General features: G+C 74.9%; 15 protein-coding genes and 1 pseudogene. 3 read left to right on the forward strand and 13 right to left on the reverse strand.

What is annotated here, in order from left to right; translation table 11 throughout:
• Positions 1–233: 233 nt before the first annotated feature.
• The gene (locus OG455_RS29050) at positions 234–2,288 is read left to right on the forward strand and encodes a regulator (protein WP_266298709.1); all 2,055 of its coding nucleotides are present in this window, start codon (positions 234–236) and stop codon (positions 2,286–2,288) included.
• 85 nt (positions 2,289–2,373) lie between these two features.
• Here OG455_RS29050 and OG455_RS29055 read toward each other — a convergent pair whose 3' ends face one another.
• On the reverse strand, positions 2,374–3,705 hold the full coding sequence (locus tag OG455_RS29055) for an NAD(P)/FAD-dependent oxidoreductase (RefSeq protein ID WP_266298711.1): 1,332 nt from the start codon (positions 3,703–3,705) through the stop codon (positions 2,374–2,376).
• A gap of 286 nt (positions 3,706–3,991) precedes the next feature.
• A complete protein-coding gene (locus OG455_RS29060) occupies positions 3,992–4,897 on the reverse strand; it encodes a TIGR01777 family oxidoreductase (protein ID WP_266298713.1) in 906 nt (301 codons plus the stop codon).
• 106 nt (positions 4,898–5,003) lie between these two features.
• Between OG455_RS29060 and OG455_RS29065 the strand changes: the two genes are divergently transcribed.
• Positions 5,004–6,437, forward strand: a complete 1,434-nt coding sequence (locus tag OG455_RS29065) for a DUF2510 domain-containing protein (protein WP_266298715.1) — start codon at positions 5,004–5,006, stop codon at positions 6,435–6,437.
• 236 nt (positions 6,438–6,673) lie between these two features.
• On the opposite strand, the gene OG455_RS29070 is transcribed toward OG455_RS29065, so the two are convergent.
• The 10 genes and pseudogenes from OG455_RS29070 to cobU all read right to left on the reverse strand — a co-directional run.
• On the reverse strand, positions 6,674–7,714 hold the full coding sequence (locus OG455_RS29070; protein ID WP_266298717.1) for a hypothetical protein: 1,041 nt from the start codon (positions 7,712–7,714) through the stop codon (positions 6,674–6,676).
• 243 nt (positions 7,715–7,957) lie between these two features.
• Positions 7,958–8,473 carry a DUF4240 domain-containing protein gene (locus OG455_RS29075; RefSeq protein WP_266300991.1) on the reverse strand — a complete coding sequence of 172 codons (516 nt, stop codon included), beginning with the start codon at positions 8,471–8,473 and terminating at the stop codon, positions 7,958–7,960.
• Between the two features lie 88 nt (positions 8,474–8,561).
• Entirely contained in the window at positions 8,562–9,146 is a 585-nt protein-coding gene (purN, locus tag OG455_RS29080) for a phosphoribosylglycinamide formyltransferase (protein WP_266298719.1), read from the reverse strand.
• A gap of 25 nt (positions 9,147–9,171) precedes the next feature.
• Positions 9,172–9,738: a Uma2 family endonuclease gene (locus OG455_RS29085; protein ID WP_266298721.1), complete on the reverse strand. Its 567-nt coding sequence runs from the start codon at positions 9,736–9,738 to the stop codon at positions 9,172–9,174.
• 178 nt (positions 9,739–9,916) lie between these two features.
• On the reverse strand, positions 9,917–11,707 hold the full coding sequence (sucB, locus tag OG455_RS29090) for a 2-oxoglutarate dehydrogenase, E2 component, dihydrolipoamide succinyltransferase (RefSeq protein ID WP_266298723.1): 1,791 nt from the start codon (positions 11,705–11,707) through the stop codon (positions 9,917–9,919).
• Positions 11,708–11,781: 74 nt separating this feature from the next.
• Positions 11,782–13,170, reverse strand: a complete 1,389-nt coding sequence (gene lpdA / locus OG455_RS29095) for a dihydrolipoyl dehydrogenase (RefSeq protein ID WP_266298725.1) — start codon at positions 13,168–13,170, stop codon at positions 11,782–11,784.
• 456 nt (positions 13,171–13,626) lie between these two features.
• Positions 13,627–15,120, reverse strand: a complete 1,494-nt coding sequence (locus OG455_RS29100) for a leucyl aminopeptidase (protein WP_266298727.1) — start codon at positions 15,118–15,120, stop codon at positions 13,627–13,629.
• 198 nt (positions 15,121–15,318) lie between these two features.
• A complete protein-coding gene (locus OG455_RS29105; RefSeq protein WP_266300992.1) occupies positions 15,319–16,065 on the reverse strand; it encodes an adenosylcobinamide-GDP ribazoletransferase in 747 nt (248 codons plus the stop codon).
• 23 nt (positions 16,066–16,088) lie between these two features.
• Positions 16,089–17,204, reverse strand: a complete 1,116-nt coding sequence (locus tag OG455_RS29110; protein ID WP_266298729.1) for a nicotinate-nucleotide--dimethylbenzimidazole phosphoribosyltransferase — start codon at positions 17,202–17,204, stop codon at positions 16,089–16,091.
• A 129-nt stretch (positions 17,205–17,333) separates the two neighbouring features.
• Positions 17,334–17,888 (reverse strand): annotated as a pseudogene (gene cobU, locus OG455_RS29115) (bifunctional adenosylcobinamide kinase/adenosylcobinamide-phosphate guanylyltransferase); the annotation flags it as partial.
• 108 nt (positions 17,889–17,996) lie between these two features.
• On the opposite strand from cobU, the gene OG455_RS29120 reads away from it, so the two are divergent.
• Positions 17,997–18,197, forward strand: a complete 201-nt coding sequence (locus OG455_RS29120) for a hypothetical protein (RefSeq protein WP_266298731.1) — start codon at positions 17,997–17,999, stop codon at positions 18,195–18,197.
• A 103-nt stretch (positions 18,198–18,300) separates the two neighbouring features.
• Here OG455_RS29120 and OG455_RS29125 read toward each other — a convergent pair whose 3' ends face one another.
• Positions 18,301–19,017, reverse strand: a complete 717-nt coding sequence (locus tag OG455_RS29125; protein ID WP_266300993.1) for a bifunctional 2-polyprenyl-6-hydroxyphenol methylase/3-demethylubiquinol 3-O-methyltransferase UbiG — start codon at positions 19,015–19,017, stop codon at positions 18,301–18,303.
• Between the last annotated feature and the right edge of the window lie 166 nt (positions 19,018–19,183).

Raw genomic sequence — 19,183 nt, forward strand, 5'->3', positions numbered from 1 at the left:
GCCATGGTGTCCGGCGCCAGGGCGCCCAACGGCGCGAAGGCGGTGCGCCACGCAAACCCCCAACGCCGCACCTTCCTCAGAACGGACGCCTGTCCTTCACCCGTTCGGAGGATTGCTCGCGCAGATCCGCCCATAGCGCCCGAATGCTCGCTACATTCACGCCGATTCCCGATAGGGGCGTCGCGCACGGCACCGGGGGCCCGGACCGCGGCGTCCGAGAGGTGTTGACTGACATGCCCCAACGGCCTGCAACCGACAGTCCGGCCTATGGTCCGCTCGACCCGCTGGACCCGCACGAACGCCGCGGCGAGCCGGACCGTCCCGCTGCGGCCGCCCTGCCCGGGCAGCGACACGACGGCACGGCGCTGCTGGAGCGCCGGCCGCCCGTGCCCGGCGAACTCCACCCGGCGCCCGGCGAACTCCAGCACTTGGCGCGGGCCGCGGACGGGCTCCACCACGGCCCGGGCAGCCACGACCCGGGCAGCCACGGGCCGGACCGCACCGACGATCACACCATCGACCACGCGATCGACCACGCGATCGACCACGTCATCGACGGCGCCGGTGACCTTGCCGGCGATCGCGATGCCGATCGCGATGCCGATCACGTCCCCGAGGAGGAGCACGACCACGTGATGGGCGTCCTGCCGCACGCCGCGGACCAGGAGGTCGCCGCCCGCGCCGACGTGGGCCGCGCGCAGAACCCACTGCTCGCCGCACTGATCGAGGAGGCCGGCTTCTCCCACGCCGGCCTGGCCCGCCGGGTCGACCAACTGGGCCTGGAGCACGGGCTCGACCTGCGCTACGACAAGACCTCGGTGACCCGCTGGCTGCGTGGTCAGCAGCCGCGCGGCGCCACCCCGGCGCTGATCGCCGAGGTCTTCACCCGGCGGCTCGGCCGGCGGCTCTCCGCCCAGGACATCGGCCTGGACGCCTGCGCGCCGGTCTACGCGGGCCTGGAGTTCGCCGAGACCCCGCAGGAGGCCGTGGACATCGTCGCCAGCATGTGGCGCAAGGACACCGGGCCGCAGTCGGAGCTGCGCCGGATCGCCTTCACCCCGGCCGGCCTGGTGGTGCCCAGCCGGGACTGGCTGATCGGGCGCGGCGACGAGCAGGTGGCCAGGGACGGCTCGGCGGGGATCTACGTCTCGGGACCGGACGGACCGCTGGCCCGGCTCGACCCGACCGCCGAGCACGGCGACCAGCCGTCCCGGACCGCCACCGCCACCGTCACCACCGCGCCCGGGGTCCGCGGCACGCCGGCCGGCCGGGTGCCCTCGCAGGCCCGCCGCCCGCTGGTCTCCGGAACCCGGACGGCGGCGCTGCCCGGGCAGGGCGGTCCCGGTGCCGAGCCGGCCGGCCGGCCGCAGCGGGCGGGGCTGCGGGTCGGCCGCGGCGACATCGCCGCCGTGCGCGCGGTCGGTGACCTGTTCCGGGCGCTGGACAACGCCTACGGCGGCGGTCACGCCCGCCAGGCGCTGGTGCGCTACCTGGAGAGCGAGGCCGAGCCGATGCTGCGCGGCCGCTACGGCGAGCAGATCGGCCGCGCGCTCTTCGCGGCGGTCGCCGACCTGACCCGGCTGGCCGGGTGGACCTCCTTCGACATCGCCGCGCACGGCCTGGCGCAGCGCTACTTCGTCCAGGCGCTGCGGCTCTCCCAGGCCGCGGGTGACCGGGTGCTCGGCGGCTACGTGCTGATCACCATGAGCCAGCAGGCGGTCCATCTCGGCCACGGCCGGGAGGCGGTCCAGCTGGCCAGGGTGGCCCAGCAGGGCGTGGGCACGGCGGCCCCGGCCACGGTCCAGTCGCTGATGCACGCAGCCGAGGCGCGCGGGCACGGGGTGCTGGGCGACGTCCGCTCCTGCACCACCGCGCTGGTCCGCTCCGAGCGGGCACTGGCGCTGGCCCGCAGCGGCGACGAACTGCCCTCCTGGGCCCGGTTCTTCGACGAGGCGCAGCTGGCCGACGAGTTCGCCCACTGCTACCGCGACCTGCAGCAGTGGCGCCCGGCCGCCCAGCACGCCGAGAAGTCGCTGCGGCTGCGCGGGGCCGCGTACGCGCGCAGCCGGGTCTTCTGCCGGATCGTGCTCTCCGCCGCCCGGCTCGGCCTGGGTGACGTGGACGAGTCCTGCGCGTTGGCCACCGAGGCGCTGCGGGCGGCCGGGGAGATGCGCTCGGCCCGCACGGTGGAGTACCTGCGCGACTTCCACCGCAGGCTCGCGCCCTACCGGGGCAGCGCGGCGGCCCGCGCCTTCGAGGAGGCGGCCCGACAGGCGGGGGTGCTCTGAGACACGGGCCCTGAGCACCCGGACGGGCCCTTCGGCGGGGCGGCGGCGGACAGTGCCGTCACCCCGCCCGGTCGTTGACGATCCGTCAGGCCGCCTCCCGCTCCTGCCCCGACTCGGTCTCGCCGGTCACGCCCAGGTCGTGCAGCACGGCCTCGGCCGCCCGCCGGCCCGAGACCAGCGCCCCCTGCGCGCTGCTGGTGTCCCGGTGGTCCCCGCAGACGTACAGCCCGGCCAGCACCCGCACCGGGCGACGGAAGTTGTGCGGCGGCGGCATGGCCGGCACCGCGTCCGGCAGGTGGCGCACGCTCAGGAACTCCCACTCGCGCGCCGACACCCCGTACAGCCGCGCCAGCCGCTCCCGCACCGCCGGTTCCAGCGCGGCGGGGCCGCCGGAGCCGAACCCGCGCCGGCCGAGCACGGTGGTGGCCACCAGCGAGCGGCCGGCCGGGGCGTAGGACTCGTGCACCTGGCTGAGCACCAGCGAGTGCGAGACCGGCGCGGGGCCCTGCGTGCGGTCGCCGTCCAGCAGGAGGACGGCTTCGCTCAGCGGCGTGCCGCCGGTGGTGTGGTAGTACGTCGTCACCGGGTGGAACTCGGGCAGTCGCAGACCCGGCAGCAGGTCGGTGGCCGAGCGGGCGTCGGTGGCCAGCACCACCGCGCGGGCCCCGAGCCGGCCGTGCTCCTCGGTCCACACCCCGTCCGCGCCGATCGCCGTGACCCGAACGCCCAGGCGCACGGTGCCGGGCGGCAGCGCGCCGGCCAGCTGACCGGGGACCGCCGCGGTGCCGGCGGCGGGCAGGGCGAGCCGACCGCGGGCGTAGCCGCGCAGCACCAGATCGGCGACCCGGCTGCTGGTGCCCAGCGCCGGATCGCTCAGCAGAGCCGTGAGCAGCGGCCGCAGGAAGCCGTCGACCATCTTCAGGGGCAGCCCGCGCTCGGCCAGCGCGCGGGCGGTGCTGGTCTCCTGGCGGGCCAGCAGCTTGGGCGCCGGGGTGGCGGCCAGCCTGCTCAGCATGGTGCCCAGCCGCGCCTTCTCCAGCGGGCTGCCTAGCGAGGAGCGGGTGGCGGCCTGCCGGGCGGTCGGCAACTGCGGGTCGCCGACCCGGTAGCGGCGGCCGCCGCTGTGCACCAGCACCCCCGGGGCCAGCGGGCGCAGCGCCAGGCCGTCCAGGTCGAGCCGGCGGACCAGCTCGGGGAAACCGGTGTTGAGCAGTTGACCGCCGTGGTCCAGCCGGTAGCCGTCCAGCTGGTGGCCGGCCATCCGACCGCCGATCCGTTCGGTCGCCTCCAGCACCTGGACGTGCAGTCCGGCGGAGGTCAGCGACCGGGCGGCGGCCAGTCCGGCCAGCCCCGCGCCGACCACGACCACGTCAGGGTCGTCGGCGCGGCTGCGGCGGGTGATGTCGTGTGGGGTCACGGGCGAGCTCCCTCCCTGGTCCCGGAGCTCCGGCCGGCGGCCGGCTGCGGAGTGTGCCGGGACGATTCGAACGGGTGATGCCCCGTCAGCAGCTTGATCAGGCAGGGGCATTCGCTCGGATCGGTGGGCGCCACACCGCGCCGGTGGCACGCCCGAGGGGCACGCGTGCGCGTCGTGCGCCGTCGCGTGCGCCCCTGGGCGCCACCCTGGGCGCCACCCTGGGCGCCACCCTGGGCGCCACCCTGGGCGCCATCCGGGGCGCCATCCGGGGAACCGTCGCGTGGCGTCAGACGGCCGCGCGGACCGCCGCGTCCACCCCCGGGTGGGCGAACTCGAAGCCGGCCGCCAGCAGCTTGCCCGGCACCACCCGGTGACTGCCCACCACCTCCACCGCCATCTCGCCCAGCGCCAGCTTCAGCGCGAACTCCGGCACCGGGAACGGCGTGGGCCGCCGCAGCACCCGGCCGAGCGCCGCCGTCAGCTCGGCGTTGGTGACCGGCTCCGGCGCGGTCAGGTTGACCGGGCCGCTCAGCTCGGGGTGCTCCACCAGGAAGCGCAGCGCCGCGACCTGGTCGGTCAGCGAGATGAAGCTCCAGTACTGCCCGCCCGAGCCCAGCCGTCCGCCGAGCCCGAGGCGGAAGAGCGGGAACAGTCGCCCGCCGGCCCCGCCCGCGGCGGTCAGCACCAGCCCGGTCCGCGGATGCACCACCCGGATCCCCGCCTCGGCGGCCGGGCGGGCCGCGCCCTCCCAGTCCACGCAGACCCGGGCCAGGAAGTCGTCGCCGGCCGGCGCCGCCTCGTCGATCACCCGGTCGCCGGTCTGCCCGTAGTAGCCCACCGCCGAGCCGCTGATCAGGACGCTCGGCGGTGCGTCCAGACCCGGCAGCGCGGCGGCCAGGGTGCGGGTGCCCAGCACCCGGCTGTCGCGGATCTCCTGCTTGTAGGCGTCCGTCCAGCGGTGGTCCGCGACCCCGGCGCCCGCCAGGTGCACCACCGCGTGCACCCCGTCGAGGCCGGCGCGGTCCAGCTCGCCGCGCGCCGGGTTCCAACCGATCGCCACCGAGCCGTCGGGGCGCGGTCCGAGCGAGTCGCGGTGCCGGACCAGCCGGACCACCTGGTGGCCGTCGGCCAGCAGTGAACGGACGAGGGCGGAGCCGATCAGGCCCGAGGAACCGGTGACAGCGATGCGCATGCGGCCATCCTGGCAGGCGCGCGGTCCGGCGCGGCCCAACCCGCCCGGACGGCCGCAGGTCAGGGCACCGCTGACGCGGCTTCACCGGGCCCGATACGGTACGGCGGTGAGCAACTCCACTCCTCCCGGCTGGTACCCCGACCCGGAGCCCGCCCCGGGTGGCGGAGTCGGGCACGAGCGTTTCTGGGACGGCGCCACCTGGACCGCCAGGACCCGGCCGCTGCCGCCGGCGGTTGTTGCCCCCCGACCGCTGCCCGCGCCGCTGCCCGCGCTGCCGCTCGCGCCGCCGGTCGTGCCTCCGCCCGTACCGCCGGTCGCGCGGCAGCCCATGGCGCCCCAGCCGGTGGTGCCCCAGCCGGTGGTGCCCCAGCCGTCGGCGCGGCCGGTCGCCGCCGGGCCCTCGGAGCCCGCCACCTCGCTCTCCGACGCCTCGCCCGCCTACGGGCACCCGGCGATCCCCGAGCCCGAGTCGATCGGCGGCTACGGTTTCCCGGCCGCCGCGCTCGCCCCCGCGCCACCGCTCCCACCGCCGCCGTCCGGGCCGCCGCCGTACGGCTACCAGCCGTCCCCCGGCTACCCGCGGCCCGGCCCGCCCCCGTACCCGGCGGCGCACCACGGCCAGCCGCCCCTGCCGCCGCTCCCGGGCACGGCCCTGGCCCCGGCCCCGGGCAAGCGCACCGGACTGATCACCGGCATCCTGGTCGGCGCCCTCGCGCTCATCATGGTCACGGCCGGGGTCTCCATCTCGCTGGTCAAGGGCTCGGGGCGGAACGACCGCGCCCCCAGCGCGGCCGTCCCCGTCCTGCCGGGCCCGCTGCCCGGCGCGGGCGCGCCTCCCACGGGTGCCCCCGCCACCCCGGGTGACGGCGACCCGTCGGACCCCGCCGGAGCCGCCCCGGCACCGGGCGGCTCCCCGCAGAGCCAGTCCCCGGTCTCGCCCGACGGCGGCAGCGTGCGGGACGCGGTGCACGACTGGAGCATCCCGCTGCCCAGCGGTTGGGACTCCGCCGAGCACGACGCCTCGACCGCCGCCCTGCTGGTCACCGGCGCCTACCAGTGCGCCACCCCCGGTGGCTGCGTCCGGGGCAACTTCACGGTCGACAGCCGACCCACCGACGGCCCCGACGCCGAGACGGTGGCCCGCCGCACCATGTCCGACTACGCCCCCCAGATCTTCGGCCCGCTCGTCTCGCACCAGGAGCTGACCAGCGGGCCGGTCACGGTGGCGGGGCTGGGCGGCTTCGCGGTCCGCTGGCACGTGCTCCCGCAGCAGGCGAGCCCCGGCTACCTGCTGCTGATCGCCCTGCCGGCCCCCGGTGGCGGCTACACCACCCTGGTCGGCTCGGTCGACGACGACCCGCGGGCGCCGCTGCCCGCCGTGCTGGACCAGATCGCCACCGGCATCCGCACCACCACCACCACGCCGGCCCCGGGCACGGCTCCCGCCCCCACCTCTCCGAACGCCCCCTCCGGCTCTGCTCCCGCGCCCACCACCCCCGCCACGGCCCCCGTCACGAGCCTGCCGCCCAACGCGACCTGAGCGGAGCGATGCCGACCAACCCGGAGACCATCGAGCAGGCGCTCACCGACCCGGTCAAGACGACCCGGTGCGGAGTACATGCCGGCCCGGGACGGGGTTCTCGCGCGCATCGACGAGGAAAGCCCGCGGCGGGGTGCGGCGGGGTCGCTCCGGCGCGCACGGCCTCGCACCGTCACCGGCACTCTACTCAGCGGTCCGCTGGACGGCACCGCCCGTGTCGCGGAGCTCGCCGACTCTCAACTGCGCTGCCGGGCGGCCTTCTCGCGCCGGGCGCGCTCGACCGCGGCCTCGTACGTCGAGTCGATGGCGCTCTGGTCGCGGGCGGCGATGATCGGGCTGTCGTCGGCGCCGGGCTCGTGCGGCGGCCACGTCGAGGGCCGCTCACGCAGGGTGTAGGGGGCGGGGACGTGGGGGGCCGGGGGCTGGGTGTTCGTCTTCCTGCGGCGGGGGCTGCGGTCGCTGCGTGAAGTGCCGTGGGTGAAGCGCAGTTCCTGCCGGATCTCCCTGGCCCGGGCTTGGGCCCGGACCGGGTCGGCGATGACGCCGTGGGCGCCCGCGTCGGCCAGCACGAGGTGGACCGGCCGGTGGGGGCCGTCGACGGCGGGGTCGGTGCTGTTGCAGAACGGGCAGTTGCGGTCGGCGTCGACGAGCCAGCCGTCCTCGCAGTCCGGCCGGTCGCAGTCGTGGGGGACGACCAGGCTGTAGGCGCACTGGTCAGGTGTGTGCACCCCTTCGCGGTTGTTGGCCAGCGGCAGGTTCGCCCAGTGCCTCCACCAGCGTCGGTTGATCCGGTCGACCATCCGCTGCTGGCCGACCCGCTGGACCTCGATCCGGACGATCTCGGCCACGCTGCTGTGGAAGTCCCCGCCGCACAGGCTCAGCAGCGCGTCCGGGAAGGACCTCATGACCTTGCTGAACGGGTCGCGCCTGGAAGAGTCGGTGCACTCCGGGCAGGCGCCGCCGCGCATCGGGGTGCTGCAGATCCGGCAGGCGCCGCGGCAGCGCCGGCAGATGCCGCCCTGCTGGCGTTCGCCGCTGCTGATCGGGACTCGGCACTCGGCGCACTCCGTCCGGCAGACGGGGCAGAGGTGGTCGCCGGCGTGCGGGCGGTCCAGGACGCGTTCCTGGCAGCGCAGGCACCGGTCGGTGTCGGTCGAGCCCAGGGAGCCGCGCGGGTCGACGTTGCGGTAGACCTCGATCACCGGGTTCGTGGGGCACGAGCCGCAGCGCAGCTCCAGCACGTACCCGGTCGAGTCACCCATCGGCGCCTGCGCCATCGTCAGCTTCCTTCCTGCGAGCTTCGTGTCGGTCGGTCGGTCAGCCGGTCGCCGACTCGGACCCGCTCACGTATCCCCCTCCGGGAGCGGAGGATCTGCACCGCGGAGCCTCCGACTCTTCACACACAGTCATACCGCATCCGCTCGGCGGCGCGAACAACTGCCGGCCACTACGCCGGAGCGCCTTCCCCAGCTGGGCGACGAGGCCTGGCCCGAGATCCTGGAGGTGCTCGGCGGTCGGCCTCAATCCCCGTAGATCTCCCACAACTTGGGGAATCGTTTCGCCATCACGGCCGGGTCCGCGAAGTCGAACGGCGCCCCCTCGGGCTGCCGCGGCTGGCTGCTGCCCAGGTCCGGCAGCGGCAGCCCGGTGAGCTGCTCGTGCGCCTCGTCGGGGGCGTAGCCGAACTCCTCGGCGTCGCCGTCCTCCTCCTCGTCGAAGTCCGGCACCAGCTCCGCCAGGTCGTCCGGATGGTGCACCGCGCCCTCGAACACCTCCCGGCCCTGGGCGATCAGCCAGCAGCGGAAGAAGTCGAAGGAGTCCTCCGACACCTCGCCGAGCAGCAGGTGCGCCGCGCCCCACAGCTCGCGGGTGTAGGCCCGCTGGAACCGCGCCTCGAAGAGCCGGGCGAAGTCGATCACCTCGTCCGGGGTCAGCTGCGCGAGCCGATCCACCAGCAGGTCGGCCTGGTCGTCCGGGTCCCCGTCGGCGGCGTCGCGGGTCTCGTCGATGATCTGCCAGAAGTCCGTCTCGTACATCACCGCTCCAGCATGGCCGCTCCGCCGCCCGAACGCACACCACCCGCGCCCGCGCCACTCCCGCCACGCCCCCCGTTCGGGTGAGGCGTCACCCCCGCGCGAGCGTTCGCACAGTCTCGGGCAGCAAGGTGTGCTCGGCCGCCAGTACCCGCTCGGCCAAGCTCTCCACCGTGTCCCCGGGCAGCACCGGCACCTCGCGCCGCGCGATCACCGGCCCCTCGTCGTACCGCGCGGTCACCTGGTGGACGGACGCGCCGGAGACCAGGTCCCCGGCGGCCAGGACGCTCTCGTGGACGTGCCGGCCGTGCATCCCGGGCCCGCCGTGCCGGGGAAGCAGCGCGGGGTGCACATTGATGACGCGTCCGGCACAGGCGTCCAGCACCGCGGGCCCCACCTTCTTCAGGTACCCGGCGGTGACCACCAGGTCGACCCCGTGCGCGCGCAGCAGTTCGAGCATCGCCCGGTCCAGCTCGTCCGCCTCGGGATGGGTCCGCCCGGAGAGGTGGGCCTGCCCGATGCCCAGCTCAGCCGCGTGCGCGAGCGCGCCGGAGCCGCTGTTGTTGCTGATCACCAGCACCACCCGGTACGGCGACCCGGGCTCCGACGAACCAGCGGTCAGCGCACGCAGGTTGGATCCGGCGTGGGAGGCGAGGACGGCGACGTTGAAGGACATGGCCCGATCATGGCAGGGCAGCCCCTCAGCCACCGCCCAGGTCGGCCTCCACCGCGAAGGGCGCCACGGCCTTCACCAGCCCGGTGAACAGCGCGCCGTCACGGTAGGCCCTGGTCGCAGGGTCGAGCAGGTAGGTGTGGACGAGCGGGACCCCGGTGGGTGGCTGCTCCACCCGCCAGTAGAAGGGGATCCCGGCGGTGGCGTACTGGTGGACCTTCGCGACCCGGTCGGTGGTCTCGGAGCCCGGCGAGACCACCTCGACCACCAGCAGGACGTGCTCGGGGCGGGTCGGTGCGACATCGATCGTCTCGGCCCGGTAGACGACGACATCGGGCCTGCGGGTGGTGAGCGGCACGTCCCGCAGCCGCACGTCGAAGTCGGTGTCGGCGTTCCACTCCGGGCCGGCGGCGGAGTCGAGGGCGTTGGCCAGGAGCCGGGCCAGGCGATTGTGCCGCTTGGTGGCCCTGGGGCTCACGACGACCATCCCGTCCACGATCTCGATGCCCGCGCACTGCTCCTCGGACCAGGAGTCGTACTCCTCCGCGCTGATCTGCGTGTGCATCCACGCGGGTGCGACCATCTCGGCGGTCATGGCGTACCTCCCCTGAGCGCGCTCCACGGGCCTGCCGCTGCTCAGCTCAGAGTACCCGTCCGGTGCCTCCTGCCCCGCCGTGCGACCGCGCCACCGGCGCGCGACGGCGAACGGCCGGTGCACCCCCGGAAGGGGTGCACCGGCCGTCGGGTCCCGCGTGCCGCGGAGCGCTAGCGCGTCACAGGCCGAGCTCGACCTCGAACTCGCCGGACTCCAGGATCTCCTTGACGGCGACCAGGTAGCGGGCGGCGTCGGCGCCGTCCACCAGGCGGTGGTCGTAGGAGAGCGACAGGTAGGTCATGTCGCGGACGCCGATGACGGTGCCCTCCTCGGTCTCGATGACCACGGGGCGCTTGACCGTCGCGCCGATGCCCAGGATGGCGACCTGGTTCGGCGGCACGATGACGGTGTCGAAGAGCGCGCCGCGCGAGCCGGTGTTGCTGATGGTGAAGGTGGCGCCGGACAGCTCGTCCGGGGTGATCTTGCTGCCGCGCACCTTACTGGCCAGCTCCGCGGTCTTCTTGGAGATGCCGGCGAGGTTGAGGTCGCCCGCCCCCTTGATGACCGGGGTCATCAGACCCTTCTCGGAGTCCACCGCGATACCGATGTTCTCGGTGTCGAAGTAGGTGACGGTGCCCTCGGCCTCGTTGATCCGGGCGTTGATCGAGGGGTGGCTCTTCAGAGCCTGGGCGGCGGCCTTGACGAAGAACGGCATCGGGGACAGCTTCACGCCCTCGCGGGCGAGGAAGGCGTCCTTGGCCTTGCCGCGCAGCTTCATGACCTTGGTGACGTCCACCTCGACCACGCTGGTCAGCTGGGCCTGCTCGTGCAGGGCCTTCAGCATGTTGTCGCCGATGACCTTGCGCATCCGGGTCATCTTGACCGTCTGGCCGCGCAGCGGGGACGGCGCGGCAGCGGCCTTCGGCGCGGCGGCCGGCGCGGCAGCGGCCGGTGCGGCGGCAGCGGCGGCGGCGGCCTCGGCGGCGGCGATGACGTCCTGCTTGCGGATCCGACCGCCGACACCGGAGCCGGCGACGGCGGAGAGCGCGACACCGTGCTCGGCGGCGAGCTTGCGGACCAGCGGGGTGACGTACGCGTCACCGGCGTCGGCGGCGACCGGGGCCGGGGCAGCCGGGGCAGCGACCGGAGCGGGCGCGGCCACGGGTGCCGGGGCGGCGACCGGGGCCGGCGCGGCCGGAGCCACCGGAGCCGGCGCGGCGGCGACCGGGGCCGGGGCAGCCGGGGCGACCGGTGCCGGAGCGGCGACCGGAGCGGGGGCGGCGACCGGAGCCGGGGCCGGGGCGGCCACCGGAGCGGGCGCGGCCGGAGCAGCCGGGGCAGCCGGAGCGGCACCCGCCGCGCCGATCAGCGCGAGCTGGGCGCCGACCTCGGCGCTCTCGTCCTCACCGACCAGGATCTGCAGCACGACGCCGGCGACCGGCGACGGGATCTCGGTGTCGACCTTGTCGGTCGAGACCTCGAGCAGCGGCTCGTCGACCTCGATGGCCTCACCCACGGCCTTCAGCCAGCGGGTGACGGTGCCCTCGGTGACCGACTCGCCCAGCGCGGGCAGCAGCACCGGAGTGGCGTCACCCGCCGGTGCGGCGGCGACCGGAGCCGGCGCGGCCGGAGCGGCCGGGGCGGCCGGGGCGACGGGCGCCGGAGCGGCGACCGGGGCCTCGGCGACCGGGGCGGGGGCAGCCGGCGCGGCGGCGGGGACGGGGGCGCCCGAGCCGTCGTCGATGATCGCCAGTTCGGCGCCCACCTCGACCGTCTCGTCCTCGGCGACCTTGATCGACGCGAGGATGCCGGAGACCGGCGCGGGGATCTCGGTGTCGACCTTGTCGGTCGAGACCTCGAGCAGCGGCTCGTCGACCTCCACTCGCTCGCCCTCGGCCTTCAGCCAGCGGGTGACAGTACCTTCGGACACGCTCTCGCCCAGCGCGGGCAGCGTTACTGAGACCGCCATGGTTTCAGCGACTCCTATCAAGTCTTGCGTTCAGGAAGTTCGGGGAAAGGTAAGGACGAGCGGGGCGGGCGCGATCAGTCGTGCGCGTGCAGCGGCTTGCCGGCCAGCGCCAGGTGGGCCTCGCCGAGCGCCTCGGACTGGGTCGGGTGGGCGTGGATGAGCTGCGCGACCTCGGCCGGCAGCGCCTCCCAGTTGTAGATGAGCTGAGCCTCGCCGACCTGCTCACCCATCCGGGCGCCGACCATGTGGACACCCACCACGGCGCCGTCCTTGACCTGCACCAGCTTGATCTCGCCGGAGGTCTTGAGGATCTTGCTCTTGCCGTTGCCGGCCAGGCTGTACTTGAGCGAGACGACCTTCTCCTTGCCGTACAGCTCGATGGCCTTGGCCTCGGAGATGCCGACCGAGGCGACCTCGGGGTTGGAGTAGGTGACCCGCGGCACGCCGTCGTAGTCGATCGGGACGGCCTTCAGGCCGGCCAGGCGCTCGGCGACCAGGATGCCCTCGGCGAAGCCGACGTGGGCCAGCTGCAGGGTCGGGGCGAGGTCGCCGACGGCGGAGATGGTGGGCACGTTGGTGCGCATGTACTCGTCGACCAGGACGTAGCCGCGCTCCATGGCGACCCCGGCCTCCTCGTAGCCCAGGCCGGCCGAGACGGGACCGCGGCCGATGGCGACCAGCAGCAGGTCGGCGTCGATCTGCTTGCCGTTCTCGGTCGAGACGCGCACGCCGGCCTCGGTGTACTCGACGCCCGAGAAGCGGGCCTTGAGCTCGAACTTGATGCCACGCTTGCGGAAGGCCCGCTCCAGCAGCTTGGAGGAGTTCTCGTCCTCCAGCGGAACCAGGTGCGGCAGGGCCTCGACGATGGTGACGTCGACGCCGAAGGACTTCCAGACGGAGGCGAACTCGACGCCGATCACGCCGCCGCCGAGGATGACGGCCGACTGCGGGACGCGGTCGAGCTTGAGGGCGTGGTCGGAGGAGATGACCCGGTCGCCGTCGATGGTCAGGCCGGGCAGCGACTTCGGCACGGAGCCGGTGGCGAGGACGATGTGGCGGCCCTCGACCCGCTGGCCGTTGACGTCCACCGAGGTCGGCGAGGAGAGCCGGCCCTCACCGGTGATGTAGTGGACCTTGCGCGAGGCGACCAGGCCCTGCAGGCCCTTGTACAGGCCCGAGACGACGTCGTCCTTGTACTTGTGGACGCCCTTGATGTCGATGCCCTGGAAGGTCGCCAGCACGCCGAACTCGGCGGCCTCGCGAGTCTCGTCGGCGATCTCGGCGGCGTGCAGCAGCGCCTTGGTGGGAATGCAGCCCCGGTGCAGGCAGGTGCCGCCCAGCTCGCCCTTCTCGATCAGGGCCACGCTCAGGCCCAGCTGCGCGGCGCGGAGCGCCGCGGCGTAGCCGCCGCTTCCGCCTCCGAGAATGACTACGTCGAAAACGGTGCTGGCGTCGTTCGCCACGTCACGTCCTCCATGCCATGGGGTGTGGATCCGTCCGGGCCGGTGCTGGTCCGGTGTGCGGGAAGCCCTTGTGAGGCGCCCAGTCGTGCCGGAAATACATCTTCGCACTTGTTCACGGCGACTGATGTCCGGGTCCACCCCCCAGCAGGTCCGCCAGGGGGCGGTGACACCCGTCAGTAGCAGTGTCTGCGCAGCTCACGGCAGTCCTGGCCGGGCGGCGGCGGCCCGCGGCCCTGCCGGCCCGCGACCTCGATTCCATGTGGTGGAAGAAAGTTTCGCCGGAGGCGAACAGGCAGGCGAGTGGGACTTGAGGACTACCCGCGGGTAACCGGGTGGCGGAGCCGGCCGCGGGATCGGCCGAAGCCGACAGGGCCCGGTGTCATCGGACACCGGACCCTGTCGTGAATCGGAGGAACGGCCAAGGACTCAGCCCCGGACCGGTCCCGGCCCGCGGGCTCAGCCCTGCGCGGTCTCCTCCGCGAGCTGCACCAGCGTGCGCACCGCGCTGCCGGTGCCGCCCTTGGGGGTGTAGCCGAACGGCGCGGCCTCGTGGAAGGCAGGACCGGCGATGTCCAGGTGGCCCCAGTCGATGCCGTCGGCCACGAACTCCTTGAGGAAGATGCCGGCGACCAGGCCGCCACCCATCCGCTCGCCCATGTTGGCCAGGTCGGCCACCGGGGAGTCCATGCCCTTGCGCAGCTCGCCGGGCAGCGGCATCGGCCAGGACTGCTCGCCCGCGCGCCCGGCGGTGGCGTGCAGCCGGTCGCGGAACTCGTCCGAGTTGGCCATCACGCCGAAGGTGCGGGTGCCGAGCGCCAGCACCATCGCGCCGGTCAGGGTGGCCACGTCGACGATCGCGTCCGGGCCCTCCTCGCCGGCCCGCACGATCGCGTCGGCCAGCACCAGGCGGCCCTCGGCGTCGGTGTTCAGCACCTCGACCGTCTTGCCGCCGTACATCCGCAGCACGTCGCCGGGGCGGGTGGCGGAGCCGGAGGGCATGTTCTCGGCCAGCGCCAGCCAGCCGGTGACGTTGACGGCCAGGCCCAGCCGCTTGGCGGCGACCACGGCGGCGAAGACGGCGGCGGCGCCGGACATGTCGCACTTCATGGTCTCGTTGTGGCCGGCCGGCTTGAGCGAGATGCCGCCCGAGTCGTAGGTGATGCCCTTGCCGATGAAGGCCAGGGTGGCCTTGGCCTTGGGGTGGGTGTAGGCGATCTTGACCAGCCGCGGCGGGTTGGCCGAGCCGATGCCCACGCCCAGGATGCCGCCGAAGCCGCCCTTGGCCAGTGCCTTCTCGTCCCAGACCTCGACCTTGAGACCGAGCTCCTTGCCGGCGCCCTGGGCGATGGCGGCGAAGGCCTTGGGGTGCAGGTCGTTCGGCGGCATGTTGATCAGGTCGCGGGCCCGGTTCATCTCCTCGCCGAGCACGGTGGCGCGCTCGACGGCGGCCTTGGCGTCCTTGCTGCCCTTGCGGGTGGCCAGCACGACCAGCTCGCCGACCGGCTCCTTGAAGCCGTCGGTGGTGCGGTAGGCGTTGTAGCCGTACGAGCCGAGCAGGCCGCCCAGGGCGACGGCCTCGATCTCCTCGGCCGACTCGGCCGGCAGCGCCAGACCCGCCTTCTTGGCGCCGGCCAGGGTGCGGCCGGCCACACCCGCGGCGCGGCGCAGCGCCTCGGCCTGGTAGCCGGCCTCGGTGGCCTCGCCGAGGCCGACGGCCAGCACGAAGCCGACCTTGAACCCGGCGGGGGCGGGCAGCTTGACGGCCTCGCCCTCACCGCCGGTGGCGCCCAGGGTGGTGAGGACGTCGGCCAGCTTGCCCTCGAACGCCTCGACCAGCGCCTCCGCGCCGGAGGCAACCACCAGGCCCTTGGGTCCCTTCGCGACACCGATCACCAAGGCGTCCGCGCGCAGCGCGGCGGCGGAGGAGGTGCTCACAGACAATGCAGTCACGTATTCGCGTCCTGTTCTTTCGCGGTCCACGGCCGGATCTGCCGAATGGCATCAGCCCCAGCATGCTCCGCGAAGACGGCGCAGGGCTACGGCGCTCACCGCATGGTAGTCCGCATAGTGGGATGCCGCCGCGCCCGGGCGCCCGTCCGGGGCCGGGACGGGTCGGCCCGGGTCGGTCCGGCCCGGGGCGCGGAGCTCTCAGGGCCCCAGGGCGAGCACCAGCAGCGCGGCCAGTGCGGCGGTCTCGACCAGCGCGCCCAGCACGTCCCCGGTGATCCCGCCGAAGCGCCGCACGCAGCGCAGCAGCAGTGCCGCGGCGGCGAGTTGAGCCACCGCCAGGGCCAGTGCGTAGCGCGGGTGCAGGCCGAGCAGCGCGAGGGCGAGGGCGCTCAGCGCGGTGCCGGCCGCGGCGGCCGGCACCGGAACGGTCGATGCGACCATCGCGCCCAGGCCGCCGGGCCGGGCGGCGGGCACCCGGCGCAGGCAGCCCCAGCCGAGCGCGCAGCGCCCGGCCACCGCGGCGGTCAGCACGGCGAGCGCGCCGCGCCCGGGAGAGAGCGCGAACTGGCCGGTCAGGCAGGCGATCTGGGCGAGCAGGACGAGCAGCAGGGTCAGCACCCCGAACGGCCCGATGTCGGACTGCTTCATGATCCGCAGCGCGTCCTCGGCGGGCTTGCCGCTGCCCAGCCCGTCGGCCACGTCCGCCAGGCCGTCCAGGTGCAGGCCGCGGGTCAGTGCCGCGAGCGCCGCCACCGCGGTGACCGCGCCGAGCAGCGCGCCGCCGCGCCAGCAGGCCAGCGCCCCCAGGCCGGCCGCGAAGGCGCCCAGCACCAGCCCGACCAGGGGTGCGCAGACCATCGCCCGCCCGCCCGCCTCCCGGTCCCAGCGGGCCACCCGCACCCGCAGGACGGAGAGCGTGCCGAAGGCGAACCGCAGTCCGGGCAGGCGTGGTTGACGATCCGTCAGATTCAGGGCCGGCTCAGCAGCTCGGCGGCGCTGGGCAGTCGCGCGGGCTGGCGCGGCGCGGCCGGGCCGGCCGGCACGAAGGCCTGCTCGGCCAGCGCGTCGGAGGCCGCCTGCAGCAGCGGCAGCGCCATCAGGGCGCCGACCCCCTCGCCCATGGTGATCCGCTGGTCGTGCAGCGGGGTCAGGGTGAGCCGGTCGTAGGCCTTGGCCAGCGCGGGCTCACCGGTCAGCAGCGCGGCCCGCCACCACTCCGGGGCGCGGAACGAGATCCGCTGCGCCATCAGCGCGCAGGCCGCCGAGACCACACCGTCCAGAACCACCGGCAGCTTGCGGGCGGCCGCCTGCAGCAGGAACCCGGTGATCGCCGCGAAGTCGGCGCCGCCGGTGGCCGCGATCAGCGCCAACTGGTCGCCGAGCACCGGCCGGGCCCGGCGCAGCGCGTCCCGGATCGCGGCGCACTTGACCATCCAGACCTTGTCGTCGATCCCCGAGCCGCGCCCGCAGACCGCGGCCGCGTCGGTGCCGCACAGGGCGCCGATCAGCACGGCGGCCACCGTGGTCGAACCGACGCCCAGGTCGCCGAGCAGCACCAGGTCGGTGCCGAGTTCGACCTCCTCGTCGGCGATCGCCATGCCGACCGCGAAGGCCCGGGTGGCCTCCTGGAGCGTCACGGCGTCCTCCAGGTCGATCCGCCCGGAGCCGCGGCGGATCCGGTGCTCGCTCACCTCGGGGCCGAACGCCTCCTCGGGCGCGTCCACCGCGAGGTCCACCACGCGCAGTTCGGCGCCGAACCGGTGGGCCAGCCGGGCCACCGGCGCGCTGCCGTCCAGCACGGCGCGCACCCGCCGGGCGGTGCCGCCCGCGGCGGGCAGCCGGGAGAGGCCGACCGAGGCGATGCCGTGGTCGCCGGCGAAGAGCAGCACCTTGGGCGCGCTCAGCGCGCGCGCCTGGGAACCGCCCTGGACGGAGGCGAGCCAGCTGCCCAGCTCCTCCAGCTGACCGAGCCCGCCTCGCGGCTTGTCCAGCTCCAACCAGCGCTCCTCGGCCGCTCGGCGGGCGGCGTCGTCGGGGCGCTCGACGAGCGAGGCGAAGGAATCGAGATCCACGGTGGTGTCCATCGTGCGGAACCCTACCAATCGCTCCTCGCGGCTGTCCGGGGCACGGCGGTCCCGACGGGGCACGGTGTCCTTATCCCGGCTCCGGGCCCACCCCGACCAGGCGCCCGGCCAAGGCCCCGACCTCGGCGGTCAGCGTGCCGTGGTCCCGTCCTTGATGGTCAGCACCTGGCCCGCCACCACCAGCAGCACCTGGTCCGAGGCCTCGGCCACCGCCATGTTCAGCCGGCCCAGGGTGTCCCGGAAGCGCCGCCCGGCCGGGGTCGCGGGCACCACGCCGAGCCCCACCTCGTTGCTGACGGCCACCACCTGGCGCCGGGTCAGCCGCACCGCCTCCGCCAGCTCGGCGCACCGCCGCTCCACCGAGGCGGCCGCCCCGCGCTCCCAGGCCGCGTCGTCCCAGGCGCCCGCCCGGTCCATCACGGTGGTCAGCCAGAGGCCCAGGCAGTCGATCAGTACCGGTGCGGCGTCGTCGCCGTCGGCCAGGATCGGCTCCAGCTCCACGGTCTCGGCGGTGCGCCAGCTCGCCGGCCGCCGCTCCTGGTGCAGGGCGATCCGGCGCGCCCAGTCGGGGTCGTCGGCCCGGTGCCCGCCGGTCGCCGCGTAGAGCACCTCGGAGTGCTCGCGCAGCAGCCACTCGGCCCGGGTCGACTTGCCGGACCGGGCGCCGCCGAGGATCAAGGTACGCGTCATGCCGGCCATCCTGGCCTACCGGGGTTGAGCGGTGGCGCGGCGGGCAGCCTGGACCCGTAGCGATAGCCTGCGCGCACAGCGAGCGAGGAGAGGGAGCCGGGCATGGTGTGGACGTGGCGGTACGAAGGAGCGGACGGTGCGGTCCTCACCCCGGAGGGCGGGGCCGAGGAGTTCACCAGCCAGGGCGACGCGGAGTCCTGGGTCGGCGAGGAGTGGAAGCGCCTGCTGGACGACGGCGTGGAGCGGGTGGTCCTGCTGGAGGACGACACCGAGATCTACCCGATGAGCCTGCGCGAGGCCTGAGCGGCCACCGGCGCGGCAGCCGCCCTGGCCGCGGTCGTTCGGGCCGCGCTCGTTCGAGCGACGGGCGTTCGGGCCGCGGTCGTCAGCGGGTCCGCCCGGTGGGCTACTTGGTGCCCACCAGGTGGATCAGCGCGGCGATCTGGCGGTACGGGTCGACCCGGCCGGCCCGGTCCTCGGCCTCCAGCAGCTGCCCGAGCTGGCGGCCGTCCACCGGTGCCGCCTGGTCCGGCATGCCGTCCGTGAAGACCCGCACGCCGTACCAGTGCCGCAGCGGCACCGCGACCTCGCGCAGCGTGGCGGCCAGGTCGGCCAGCCGGTCGGCCCGGGCGGTCAGACCCAGCCGGTTCGCGTAGTGGTCGGAGTCGAAGGCCTGCAGCGCGGCGCGCCAGTCGCCGGTCAACCCGAAGCGCATGGCCAGCGCCTCCCGGTTGCGGGCGAGCAGGGAGATCAGCCCGCCGGGGGCGATCATCCGGGCCAGCGAGGCGATCAGCGGGTCCGGGTCGGGCAGGTACATCAGCACACCGTGGCAGAGCACCACATCGAAGCTACCGGGCCCGAACCAGCGCCCGCAGTGGTGCCCGTCGCCGCTCAGCAGCCGCACCCGCTCGCGCACCTCCGGCGGCTCCGCGGCGAGCACCGCCTGCGCGGCCCCGAGGGTGACCGGGTCGGAGTCGAGCCCGGTGACCAGGTGCCCGGCCCTGGCCAGCCGCACCGCCTGGGTGCCCTGGCCGCAGCCCACGTCCAGCACCCGCAGCGGGAACTGGCGGGCGCGCTCGCCGAAGTGCTCGGCGAGCTGCTCGGCCAGCTGGCGGGCCACCATCTCCTGGCGGACCAGGTTGTGCAGGCCGCCCTGGCGCTCCAGCCAGGCCCCGGCGCCGCCGGCGAAGGAGCCGCTGCGCGCGGGCAGCCCGTGGCCGCCGTACCCGGCCCCGCCCTGGGTGCCGCCGCCGTACGCGTGGCCGCTGTGGTAGCCGTGGCCCCCGCTG

It is taken from the genome of Kitasatospora sp. NBC_01287 (assembly GCF_026340565.1).
Classification (GTDB): domain Bacteria; phylum Actinomycetota; class Actinomycetes; order Streptomycetales; family Streptomycetaceae; genus Kitasatospora.